Annotated in this window: 12 protein-coding genes and 1 tRNA gene; 12 read left to right on the forward strand and 1 reads right to left on the reverse strand. The window is 49.5% G+C overall.

Annotation, left to right across the window (positions count from 1 at the left end):
• Positions 1–21: 21 nt before the first annotated feature.
• The gene (locus DPQ25_RS12410) at positions 22–696 is read left to right on the forward strand and encodes a hypothetical protein (RefSeq protein ID WP_112333496.1); all 675 of its coding nucleotides are present in this window, start codon (positions 22–24) and stop codon (positions 694–696) included.
• A gap of 178 nt (positions 697–874) precedes the next feature.
• Here DPQ25_RS12410 and DPQ25_RS12415 read toward each other — a convergent pair whose 3' ends face one another.
• Entirely contained in the window at positions 875–1,681 is an 807-nt protein-coding gene (locus DPQ25_RS12415; protein ID WP_112333497.1) for an alpha/beta hydrolase, read from the reverse strand.
• 215 nt (positions 1,682–1,896) lie between these two features.
• On the opposite strand from DPQ25_RS12415, the gene DPQ25_RS12420 reads away from it, so the two are divergent.
• The 11 genes from DPQ25_RS12420 (at position 1,897) to DPQ25_RS12470 (ending at position 11,973) form a co-directional block, all read left to right on the forward strand.
• Positions 1,897–2,523 carry a cytidylate kinase-like family protein gene (locus tag DPQ25_RS12420; RefSeq protein ID WP_112333498.1) on the forward strand — a complete coding sequence of 209 codons (627 nt, stop codon included), beginning with the start codon at positions 1,897–1,899 and terminating at the stop codon, positions 2,521–2,523.
• A 107-nt stretch (positions 2,524–2,630) separates the two neighbouring features.
• Positions 2,631–2,707: transfer RNA gene (locus DPQ25_RS12425), tRNA-Arg, on the forward strand.
• A gap of 405 nt (positions 2,708–3,112) precedes the next feature.
• Positions 3,113–3,754: a DUF6883 domain-containing protein gene (locus DPQ25_RS12430; protein WP_242978340.1), complete on the forward strand. Its 642-nt coding sequence runs from the start codon at positions 3,113–3,115 to the stop codon at positions 3,752–3,754.
• 1 nt (position 3,755) lies between these two features.
• Positions 3,756–4,007: a hypothetical protein gene (locus DPQ25_RS12435; protein WP_112333499.1), complete on the forward strand. Its 252-nt coding sequence runs from the start codon at positions 3,756–3,758 to the stop codon at positions 4,005–4,007.
• 643 nt (positions 4,008–4,650) lie between these two features.
• Positions 4,651–5,508 carry a hypothetical protein gene (locus DPQ25_RS12440; protein WP_112333500.1) on the forward strand — a complete coding sequence of 286 codons (858 nt, stop codon included), beginning with the start codon at positions 4,651–4,653 and terminating at the stop codon, positions 5,506–5,508.
• Positions 5,505–6,206, forward strand: a complete 702-nt coding sequence (locus DPQ25_RS12445) for a hypothetical protein (protein WP_112333501.1) — start codon at positions 5,505–5,507, stop codon at positions 6,204–6,206. The genes DPQ25_RS12440 and DPQ25_RS12445 overlap by 4 nt, the downstream gene beginning before the upstream one ends.
• Positions 6,199–6,960 (forward strand): hypothetical protein, encoded by a 762-nt coding sequence (locus tag DPQ25_RS12450; RefSeq protein ID WP_112333502.1) that lies wholly within the window; start codon positions 6,199–6,201, stop codon positions 6,958–6,960. The genes DPQ25_RS12445 and DPQ25_RS12450 overlap by 8 nt, the downstream gene beginning before the upstream one ends.
• A gap of 14 nt (positions 6,961–6,974) precedes the next feature.
• Entirely contained in the window at positions 6,975–7,643 is a 669-nt protein-coding gene (locus tag DPQ25_RS12455) for an ATP-binding cassette domain-containing protein (protein WP_112333503.1), read from the forward strand.
• A 5-nt stretch (positions 7,644–7,648) separates the two neighbouring features.
• On the forward strand, positions 7,649–8,410 hold the full coding sequence (locus DPQ25_RS12460) for a hypothetical protein (protein ID WP_112333504.1): 762 nt from the start codon (positions 7,649–7,651) through the stop codon (positions 8,408–8,410).
• A 419-nt stretch (positions 8,411–8,829) separates the two neighbouring features.
• Positions 8,830–10,911 carry a HelD family protein gene (locus tag DPQ25_RS12465; protein ID WP_112333505.1) on the forward strand — a complete coding sequence of 694 codons (2,082 nt, stop codon included), beginning with the start codon at positions 8,830–8,832 and terminating at the stop codon, positions 10,909–10,911.
• A 315-nt stretch (positions 10,912–11,226) separates the two neighbouring features.
• Positions 11,227–11,973, forward strand: a complete 747-nt coding sequence (locus tag DPQ25_RS12470; protein WP_207657316.1) for a hydroxypyruvate isomerase family protein — start codon at positions 11,227–11,229, stop codon at positions 11,971–11,973.
• The last annotated feature ends 44 nt before the right edge of the window (positions 11,974–12,017 follow it).

Genomic DNA, 12,017 nt, shown 5'->3' on the forward strand with positions numbered 1-12,017 from the left:
AATATTCTAAAGGAGAGAATCATGGAGAAAAGAGAGGCACGTTTCAAAAAGATAACCCCGGTCTACCTGACGCTGTTCTGGGCGGTGCACCTGGTACTGGGCTGCTATTATACCGCCCGGGGCCTGCCGTATTATGCGGTTTTAGGCTTCTGCGGGATTTTGTTCCCCCTTGCCCTGCGCCTGGTCTATAAAATTTGCCGCTTCAGGCCAATTTACCAGCTTGACTTTCTGCTGACCCTGTTTTTCTTTCTGCTCTACACGGTGGGCCTGGATTTAAGGGGGTATTCAGTGATTCCCTATTACGACAAATTTGCCCACACGCTGACAGGGGTTGTGTTTGCCCTGATCGGGCTGATTGTGTTCTATTACCTGAAGCCGGAGAAGAAAATTTCGGAAAAGGATCTACCGCTTGTCTGCGTGTTTGAAATTTGCTTTTCCCTGGCCATTGCCGCTCTGTGGGAGCTCTCGGAGTTTACCGTAAGCCTTCTGTTTGGGACCGACCCGCAGAACGTGCTGACAACGGGTGTGACAGACACCATGCTGGATATCCTGGTCTGCCTGATCGGCACCCTTGTGGTATTGATTCCGGTGTCCTTCTATTTCAAGAAGAAACGGGCCTCGCTGCTGCTGGGGATCTTCGATGTGATGTTTCACCGTAATATTGTCAAAGAAGAGGAGAGCACCGGGCAGCAATAAGATAAGAGCAGGTAAACAGAACCTGCTTACCGCCGTGCGGAAAAACGCTTCATGCGGCGGTTTAGCGCTAGGCCGCGAGATTTTGAGGTAAACGTGCAATTTCAGGGCTTCCGTTAACGCATAAGAGACGCCGGGCCGCCATGTCGGCGGCCCGGCGTCTCTTATGCGTTAGGCATGTTCAATCCTTGAACCCAAATTGCTTATTTAGCCATGCCAGGCTCAGATCCACCCATTTGCGGCTTTCCGGGTTGGGGGAGCCGACCTCCTCGTTACAGGTGGAAAGGCCATGCGGCCCACCGGCAAAAAGGTGCAGCTCAAAGGGAACCTTCGCCTGCCGCAGCGCCGAGGCAAAAAGCAGGGCGTTTTCCACCGGTACGCCGTCGTCGGTAACGGTGTGCCAAATAAAAGCGGGCGCGGCGTCTGCCGGGACATTTTTCTCTAAAGAGAAATAATCCCACAGCGGGCAAGGGGTTTTACTGCCGCTGACCCATTCAATGGAAGGCCGGTGCGCCCATGGCCCCGCGGTGATAACCGGATAACATAGGATCATGGCGTCCGGGCGGTTAAGACCGTTTTTGGTGTCCATTTCGGCGCGCAGCTCCGGGCTGTTCCAGCGCACGCCGAGGCTTGCGGCCAGGTGCCCGCCTGCGGAAAAACCGGCAACCGCGACGCATTTGGGGTCTATGTGGTAGACGGCAGCCTTTTCACGGACCGTCATGACAGCGGCAGAGAGCTCCTTCAGCGGGTGCAGTCCGCAGGCCCTCTCCTTCAGGGAATACATTAAAATAAAAACATTATAGCCGCGGGAAAAAAATTCCAGCGCGGGCGGATCCTTCTCGCGGTCGGAAAGAATTTCATAGCCGCCGCCCGGGCAGAAGATGACGGCCGGCCGGCTGGCGCGGTGTGGCATTTCAGGGCTTGCATCGTGCAGGTAGCCGGTTAACTCGACTCCATATTCCGTAAGCTTATCCAGTGTTTTGACCATGTTATTCTCCTCTTTTGCTTTAAATTGTTTCTGCTGTAGTCCATTATAGCATTCTGGGCGGAAATCACAAGAAATCCCTGAAAGATTTCTTGAATTTATCTGGATTTTTTCAGGACTTTGCGCTATAGTTATCTGAAAAATTTAGAGATGATTGACCTTTTTATTTCTTTGTTCTATACTTGATTTGTAAATATCCTGAACACGGAGGGATTACGGTGAAAAATTTTGTCATTACCATCGCCCGCGGTTATGGCAGTGGCGGGCGTACAATTGGTAGGATGCTTGCCAAGGAGCTGAATATACCATATTATGACCGTGAGCTGCTGCGGCTGGCCTCGGATCAAAGCGGGATTAACGAAGCGCTCTTCGCCAATGCCGATGAAAAGATTAAGGGAACCCTTTTATTTAAGAAGGCCCGTGCGGCCTATATGGGGGAGTTGATTCCTCCGGACAGTGAGGATTTTGTCTCCAATGACAACCTGTTCAACTTCCAGGCAAAGGTTATTCGCGACCTGGCGGCAACAGAATCCTGCGTGATTGTGGGCCGCTGTGCGGATTTTGTGCTGAGGGGCCAGCCCAATGTCCTGCGGCTGTTTGTACATGCTCCGTTTGATTACTGCGTTGAGCGGGCCCAGGAGGTTCACCCTTCCTTGTCCAGGGAGGAGGTTAAAAAGCTGATTATCCGCACGGATAAACGGCGGGCAGATTACTACCAGTACTTTACAGGGAAAAACTGGAGGGACGCCGATAATTATGACCTGTGCATAAACAGCAGCCTGATGAGCTGGGAAAAATCTGTAGCGCTGGTGAAGGCTTTTCGGGACATTAATCTGGCCCCCTAAAGCAGCTTCAGAAGCACCCGGTAAAAAACCGGGTGCTTTTTTGAATTTGCTCTTGAATTTTGCCGCAGAATCTTTTATAATAATTAAACATGGTTAAAGTTGAATATGCGCCCGTAGCTCAGTTGGATAGAGCGTTAGACTCCGACTCTAAAGGCCACTGGTTCGAATCCAGCCGGGCGTACCAGTCGAGAGCCTCGACACGCAATTCGCGTGCGGGGCTTTGTTTTTATCTATAGTCTTGTGCGCGCGCTTATAGTTGGCATCTTTTTTGTAGCGTAAACCCACACCTGCGGTAAGCAAGCTGCGCACCGCAGGTTTTCTATATTTAAAGCTTTTCCGCCCGCATTTGTAGCGGGCATCTTTTTTGTAACACGAGCCCATGAAGGTTCGGTAGAAATAAATGTACTTTTGTCTGTTTTTACTTCACTTTTTTGATATATTGGAGATGTTTCTAAATTCTCTGTAGTTTGTTTTTGTAAATTTCTTGTGAATAATTTTCTAAAGTTGCATGGTTCTATGCAACTTTTGCTCGCTTTTTCCCTATTAGTGAAAGGATTTTTTCCTTATCATGAAATAGGAGATGGTTTAAATGTATATCCAGAAAGCATGTGGTTACGTTTTGCCATATGGTAAGCTATCACCCGTATCGAAATCTTTGCCAGCTCTGCCAGGAGTTAACGGCAGTTATCACAAACGATGGTCCGCTTTCCTCGTTGTTCAGAAATCTGCTGTGCCCAGCTGGATTCAGTGGACACACCATTCAGAAGGGAAAACCCATTGTGATGAGTGTTTAAAGCTAGATGGATGTTGGTTTCTGGAAAGCAAGTCGCCCACGTGGCCGCATCATCCTTTCTGCCACTGTACTTTAGACCCAATTGATTACGCGGTGGTTTTAATGGATGCAACGACATACAGTGAATACAGTAAATTTGATCCTTACTTATTTGACCCTGACAACGTTTATAAGCATGGAAAGAACAGAGCCTTTGAAAGCTGGGGCTATACAGTTACCGACGCACGGTGGCTGCAAGCCGAAATAGAAAAGCAGGCTCTTGAAAAGTATATTGCAGGAGATTATACTTTAGGAAAATTAAATGAGCACGGGCAAAGAATTAACATTAGAGTTACCATTCCAAGAAAAGATGGAACTAGCGAAGTATCGTTTATGGCGGGATGGATGGTAAAGTCAAACGGTAAGTTGAAATTAAATACGCCATATGGAGGTAAATAGCATGAAAGAAATGGATTGTGTCGAAGTAATTAACGAAAAAGACAGATATGTGAAAGATGGTGTACACAAAGGGATGCAGGGATGGATCTGTGATCCGGACTTTATTAATGGGACTTGGCTGGTTAACTTTCCGCAATATGGTGAAAAAGATGACATCGCAGAAATCCCCATTTTAGAAGAAGATTTAATGCTGCTGCCGAATGGGATGGATGCTCGGGTAAATGAGCGGATCAAAGCGCAGTTTGGGGATTGATGCAAACGTATATGTCGCAACAGTTCTTTCGTGATGAGCTCACCAGCCGTTTTTCATTCAGCTGCTTGACCAGAAGCGGGCCTCTTTTTTTGTAACCTAAACCCACATCGGGACGAGTTATGCTCGTTCCGATTTTTTATTTCATAAAAAATTAGTCACCGGATCCGCTGCTCCTCCTTCTCCGCAAAGAGTCACGCCGCGCCTTTGCTGTTCGCCTGTAGATGCGTTCACAACGCTTTTCGTTTTTACTTTTTTCATAGAAGGTTCCCTCTGTGCAGAGGTCTAAATTGAATAGAATCGGTGCCTTATATTTCAAAAGATGACAGAAAATTTATAAAATAATTGATTTTTGATGTTTAATATATTAATATAATTTTATTAGAGTTCAATTAATTTATGAAATTAGTAGAAAGGGTGTTTCCGATGTTTTAATTATTTGCAATATTATGAGTTGCCGTGGTGTAGTACCTTATTTAGTTACACACAGATGGACCGGGCCTGTTGAATTTAGAGCGCACGCGTCCAATTGGGGTCTAAGTTCGACTTCAATTAGCGGAACTGTTGATTTAGGCTAAGGCTGATATTGTCAGGGAATATTTTTGGACGGAATATTCCCTGACACTTAAATAAATGGAGGGCACAAATGGAAAAGCATGGGAATACCGGCATCTTTCGTATGCAGTTGGTTCGCATGGCGACCCGGGCAGAATTTAAAATTGCTTGTGTATTGAGCTTTTTATTTATCGTATTAGCTTTTGTTGAGGAATGCTGCTCGCAATGGGGCGCCGACCAGTCGGATTTATACACGGCGGCATCTGGTTGGGTGGGTAATATTACACAGGTGATGGGGGTCACTTTACAAGCTTTTTATCTGCTGGCAATCTCCTTAATCGCGGCGTTACCCTTTGCTGATAGCTTTTTAGAGGATCGGAAAAGCCACAATCTGGCGTCGGTGCTGGTGCGCACAACGTGGGGGGCATACCGCCGGACTGGGATTTTTTTATCCTTTGCCGGGGGTTTTTTGGTTATTTTAGCGCCGTTGCTTGTGTCGCAGCTGCTGTCATTTTTATTGTTTCCCGCTACAGGAGGGAAAATAGAAGGTTATGCTAGTTGGGGTGCGTGGATGTTTTCTCCTACATTATCGGAGGCCTACGTGTTTCCATATTTGCTGCTGAACCACCCTTACCTCCATAATCTTGTTTTCATATTCTATGCTTCTCTGTTCGGGGGCATGAACGCGGTAGCCTCTTACTTGCTTTCTTTATTAGGTGTTCATAAAAAACTGTTGGTTTTGGGCCTGCCTGCTGTTTTTTGGTTGTGCTATGATTTGCTCCTTACATTTATCAATCCCTCTTTGATTTTCGAGATCTACTTATACCCGAATGACAGCGTTTTTAAACAACCATGGTTTTTCTTCGCCCTACCGCTCTGTATGCTGGCGGTTCTACTGCTTGGCGCCGCCGCGGCTAAAAGGTACAGAACGGAGGCGGCGCTGCAATGACACGGGAATATCTGCGGCTGCTAACCAAGCGCTGCAGCCAATGGTTGTTTCTAGTTTCTTTGCTGGTGATACAAGGAGCCGAGTGCCTGAGTACGCCATATGGAGAAAATGCGGCCGAGGCCTTCATGTCTATTCGTAGCCTTAATAAATTTGGACTTTTATTTACCCCGCTGTTCTGCCTTTGGAATACGCCTGTTTATCAGGTGTGCAGCGAGACAAAGCTGACGGTGCGCATGGAGTCGCCCTTCGGGTACATTGCCTGTTATGCCCGGCTGTCGGCAGTGAGCTCGCTGTTGTACGTGTTTATGTCCAACTGTATAGCGGTACCCCGGGCACTGCTTTTTGCTGGGAGTGCGGAAGGCGGAGAAAAATTATTGCCGCTGCTGTTTCTTCAGCTGCTCTTTTACATGAATTGCTCGCTGATTTTTTATTTGGTTTCAGTTATTGGCGGCGGTAAAACTTATCTGGGCTTTTTGGCTGTTGTTGGCTATGGTGTGCTGGATTATGCGGTCTCCAATTTAACGTGGTTTTTTGTTTCGACTTTCTATGTTGTGTGCAGCCCGGAGGTTTTTCAGAGCCCGCCGCTGCTGCTGCGCAATTTTTCGGTGCTAACCGGCACCCTTTTGTGCCTGATATTGATTGATGTTTTTGCAACGGATAGGCGGGATTTTATGGAGCGGGGAAAAGCGGATGCTTAGAAAGCGATGGTTATGGAAAACGTTTCTGGCTGCCGCCGTTTATGGCTTTTTGCCTTGCTGGGCGGCATTGCTGCGGCATGGCGAGAATTTAAATGAGTTTATACTCTATGTCCTGGGCGGAAAGATCTTCTCACCGCTGAATAACCCGCCGGTGCTGCTGTTCGCATTCATTCCCACGGTGCTGCTGCTTTTTTTATTCAGTGATTTTATTTCCGGGGATTTTGAAGCGATGGCTGTTTATATTCTGACCCGCGCGCCGCGCCCAATGCGCTGCTTTGGTCCCAAGCTGCTGTACCTGGCGGGGTGCATTGCGCTTTACAGCGTTTTAGGAGCGGCGGCATCCCTATGTGCCGGCTTGGCATCGGGCGCATCGCCGGAGGAATTCAACTGGCGGATGTTTACCGTAGAGGTAATATTGTTTTTCTTAAATAACCTGATGCTGGTTGGTCTGGTCAGCATCAGTGCGCTGAAAACCGGAAGCTTCTACGCCTTTTTGGCGGTAGCGGCTCTGCATGTAATTAGCATTCTGGCGGCGACCTTTTCCAGCGGCTTTCTGAAAGAGCTTTTTTGTTATGCCAACCCGTTTTGTCAAGGGATATATGCCTGGCATGAAGAAGCGTCTGCCGGATTTTATGAACCGCATGGAAAAACGGTGTTTCCGCCTGCCTTTTATTCCGTAGTCTATTTACTGCTCATAGCGGGCGTAGAATATTTGGCCCTTCGGCATTATCTGAAGCGGGCTGATTTTTTTTAAAGGGGTGGAGGAAGATGGATCAGATTATTGTACGTAATGTGACAAAAGAAATAAAAGGAGCGCTGGTGCTGGATCATATCAACCTGGAGCTGGACCGTGGCGGCATATACGGCTTTATTGGAGTGAACGGCTCGGGTAAAACCATGCTTTTTCGGGCAATTTGCGGTTTGATCCGTCTGACCGAGGGCGAGGTGGAGGTCTTTTCAAAAAAGCTCCGGGAGGATGTGACTTTTCCGGAAAGCCTGGGCGTTATGCTTGAATCCGTAGGCTTCTGGGATGAGTACACCGGGTTTGAAAACCTGCGCCTGCTGTCTAAAATCAGAAGGGTAATCGGAGACAACGAAATCCGCCATGCCATTACGCGGGTGGGGCTGAATCCAGACGACCGGCGCACCTATAAAAAATATAGCTTGGGCATGAAGCAACGCCTAGGTATTGCTGAGGCCATTATGGAAAGGCCGGAGCTGTTGGTGCTGGACGAACCGACAAACGCCTTGGATGAAGACGGTGTGGAGCGGGTGCGCTCAATTCTCCGGGAGGAGCGGGACCGCGGCGCGACCATCCTGCTGGCTAGCCATAACAAGGAGGATATCGCTGCTTTATGCGACCGGATTTTTAAGATGGCGGAGGGACGGCTGGCAGAGGTTATGGACAGTCAGGCGAAACCGGAAGGGGAGGCGTAAAGGGGATGAGACGTTTTTTACAAAGACAAGGTCCCTGGTTAATAATTTGCGTGCTGCTGCTAGGCTGTGTGCTGCTGGGGTTAGCAACTCGGGCCAGCTTCACAGATGTGGCGCAAGATCCGAATCTCGGCAAAGCGGTTTATTGGTATAACAGTGATATTACACCGCAGACGCTGGAGGATTCCGCACAGAATTTAATGAAACAAAGTAAATTGATAGCTGTGGTAAGATATCAAGGAGAACAAGATTATACAAATCAAACATTTCTTACCAAGGCGGAAGTGGTTTCTGTTTACCAGGGAGATGCTTCTCTGGAGGGAGATCACATCTTAATCTATGAGCCGGTGCGGCTATACTATTCACCGGCGCATGAATGGCTCCATGATGCGGAGGTCTATCAATTTATAGGAAAGATACCAGGAGCGGAGGCTGATGATAGATTTGTAAATGGCTTTCCGAAAACAGAGCCGATGTGTTACCATGCGCCGATGCAGGAAGGCCGGGAATATCTAGTTTTCCTGACGCCCAAGGAATATCCTAAGGAATCTCCGCTATATCAGCAGCAGGAGGAATATAACTATGTAGAAAGCATCTATGCCCTGCTGGATTTGTCTGCACAGCCGGAAAATTTTATGCCTGCTCCGGAGTTGATTCTGCTGGAGGAAGCCGCCGAATATCCTGTACTGCTGATGAATGAGGCGGAGCTGGAGCGTTATATACGGAATCGGGAAGAAATTATCAATTCCGTTCTTGGTGACGGCCATTAGGAATAAATCAGCGGGCATTCTTTATTTTGGTGAAGCCCGAATAATAAAAAACAGGCCTTGTAATCCCGTTCGCAGGAGACAAGGCCTGTTTTTATCTGTATATATATTAATCGTAGCCAAAATCCATTTTTGGCTACGATTAATATATAACATACCATATCCGAAAAAATAAGTCTAGTCTTTTTTTAAATATTTGTTATGATGAGGATAGCGAACCGGGCCGGTGGCAGGAAGCCGTGTTTTGTCCACCGGCGCTGGCTGACCGGATCGCCGGTGGGCATGTTGCCGTGAAAGCGCGGATTTTTACAGCGTTTTTTCACGAAGCAAGGCGGGCAGGCTGATTTTTGACCCAGGATTACTGCCCAAAGCCTAAGTTCAAAAAAAGGGAGAAACGGATCTGATCGTGTAAGGAGGTTTACATGGAGAGAGCAACACAGCATGCGGAGCACAGGGATATACCCGATATCGCCGCTTCTTTTCCCGAAGAGCGCATCCATCTTGAGCAGATTATAGAAAAGGCCGGCCTGGAGCTTGCAGAAGCAGAGCGCTCTGTTGAAAAAATGGACCAGGAATACCGCGAAACACAGAGCTACATGGTGGAGCACCGCAATGAAGGCGACGCCAAGGAAATTTTTCAGAGCGAGATGGCCCTGCGCCAGATTGATTCTCTGGGCGTCTCGGCGGTGGTCTACCGGGACAGAATGCGCAAGACAAAGGACAGTCCCTATTTTGCCCGCATCGATTTTCGTCCGGATGGCGGAGACAGCCCACGGGTTTATTACATCGGCCTCTATGCCTTTCACTTTGAGCAGCAGCTGCTGGTAGTAGATTGGCGCGCGCCGGTTGCAAGCATGTTTTATGATTATGAGCTGGGGCGTGCCAGGTACGATGCCCCGGAGGACCACGTAGAGGGGGAGCTTATTCTTAAGAGACAGTTTAAAATTAAAAACGGGCGCATGGAGTACGCCTTTGACAGCTCCCAAAATATTCAGGACGATATTCTGCAGCTGGAGCTTGCCCACACTTCAGATGAAAAGATGAAATCTATTATCTCCACCATTCAAAGGGAGCAAAATCAAATTATCCGCAATGAGACGGCGCATACGATGATTATTCAGGGCGTGGCGGGTTCCGGTAAGACCAGCATTGCCCTTCACCGGGTAGCGTTTCTCTTATACCGGCGCCGTGACACCATCAAGGCGCAGAATGTGACCATTATCTCGCCGAACCGCGTGTTTGGTGATTATATCTCAAACGTTTTGCCGGAGCTGGGTGAGGAGCCCATCTTTGACGCCAGCCTGGAGGACCTGGCGTTGGTTCAGCTGGAGGAGGGGGTTGACTTTTCCTCCGACCGCAACCCGCTGGAAAATGCGGACAAGGCTTGGGAGGAGCGCGTGCGCTTCAAGTCTACCGTTGAGTTTGTACAGCTGATGGACGCGTATATCGCGAAGCTGCCGGAGATTGCCCTTGCGGTCCAGGATTATGTGTACGAATCGTTTACAGTTCCTGCTGAGTGGATCCGGGCCAGGGTGGATATTTATAAGCGCTTTCCGCTGATTAAGCGTTTGGAGATTGTCGCCGACGACCTTTACAACCGGCTTGAACGTGACAATATTTGGGAGGAAAAGCTTCCGCACCGGACGCGGATTTTCATTTCCTTAAAAAAGATGCTCAGGCTGAAAAACACCCTGGCGGCTTATAAGGATTTTTACCAGCGGATCGGCCGCTCCAAGCTGTATGTGCCGGTAAAGAAGGGGGTGCTGGAGTGGAACGACGTGTACCCCTATCTTTATTTGCAGGCGGCCTTTACCGGCTTGCAGGAAAGCCGCCTGATTAAGCATCTTGTCATTGATGAAATGCAGGATTACTGCCCCATTCAATACGCGGTGCTCAACCGGCTGTTTAAGTGCCCCAAAACCATCTTGGGGGATTTCGGGCAGTCCATTAATCCCAATTGCCCCTATACGCTGGAGGAGCTGCACCGGCTGTATGATGGGTCGGAGCTGGTCAGAATGGAAAAGAGCTACCGCTCTACATGTGAGATCATTCACTTTGCCAGCAGGATCATCGGCCAGGTGAATATTGAGGCGGTCGAGCGCCACGGGGATCCCCCCGCTGTCTTGGATTTTAGGGATGGCGAGGAGGAACTCAATTACCTGATTGCGGCGGTGGAATTGTTTCACCAAGGCGCCTACAACGCGATGGGTATTATTACAAGAACGAACCGTGAGGCAAAGGAGCTGTTTGAGCGGCTGGAGGAGCGCCAGGCGGAGGTAACGCTGGTAACGCCGGAAAGCGAGTCGTTCCATAACGGCGCTCTTGTTCTTTCGGTACAGATGTCAAAGGGCCTGGAGTTTGACGAGGTGCTAATTCCCGGTGCAAATGCGGAAGCCTACCGGGAAGGCTTTGACCGGAACCTGCTCTATGTAGCGTGTACGCGCGCGATGCACAAATTGACGGTTGCCTGCCCCGGGAGCCGTTCCCCTTTGCTCCCAGTATAAAACGGACTATCCAATGAGATGTTCGCCGGACGGCACATTGCCTTCCGGCATTTTTATTTTCCGGGGGACGCGCGTTTTTTCGTTCTCCGTAATACATGGGACAAATACTTTTCGTCTGGTGGCTTCCCGGGTGAAAAAATATCGGTTTTTCACAGAAAATAGTCGACTTTTTCTTTTTTAAATGTTATGCTTAACTTAAATTGGTAAGTGTTAAGCCTTTGAAAGTCGGCGAACGAGAGCCAGCCTAGAGCGAGGCTTCCGGAAGCAGGTGGATTGGCGCTAATAAAAATATCTATCAATGGAGGTGTGCGTTCTATGAAGTACTCGGTTTGTTTGGATGCTGTTTATGCAGGAGGCGATGTGGCGGACAGTATGCGCCGTGTACATGAGGCCGGTTACGGCGCTGTGGAGTTTTGGTCCTGGTGGGACAAGGACTGTGAGGCAGTCGCGCAGGCTGCTGAGCGGCTGGGCCTGCAAATCGCCGCCTTCTGCACAAAATTTGTTCCTCTGACAGAGCCTCAGGCGCGGGCCCGGTATTTGGAAGGCCTGCGGGAAAGCATTCAGGTTGCCGGCCGGCTGCGCTGCAATACACTGATTACCCAAACCGGGCCGGATACCGGCGCGCCGCGGGAAGAGCAGCGCCAATGCCTGCTTGACGGACTGCGCGCATGTGTGCCGCTGCTGGAGGAGAGCGGCGTGACCCTGGTAGTAGAGCCGCTGAATACGAAGCTCAACCACCCGGGGTATTTCCTGTCGGCCTCCAAGGAGGCGTTCGATCTGATTGATGAAGTGGGAGCGCAATCGGTGCGTGTGCTGTATGACATCTATCACCAGCAGATCACCGAGGGGGACATCCTGCGATCGCTGCTGCCTAATCTGGATAAAGCCGGCCATATTCATGCCGCCGGAGCGCCGGGACGGCATGAGCTGACCCAGGGAGAGCTCAATTACCCCAATATCTTCAGGCAGTTGCGGGCGGCAGGCTATGAGGGGTATGTCGGCCTGGAATATTCACCCCAACAGGCGCCGGAGGAGGGGCTTCGCGCAGTGCTGAACTGGTAAACGGAAAACCGCGGCGCTACAGCTTAGGCCGCGGTTGGGGGCTG

The sequence above is a fragment of the Hydrogeniiclostridium mannosilyticum genome, assembly GCF_003268275.1.
Taxonomy (GTDB): Bacteria; Bacillota; Clostridia; order Oscillospirales; family Acutalibacteraceae; genus Hydrogeniiclostridium; species Hydrogeniiclostridium mannosilyticum.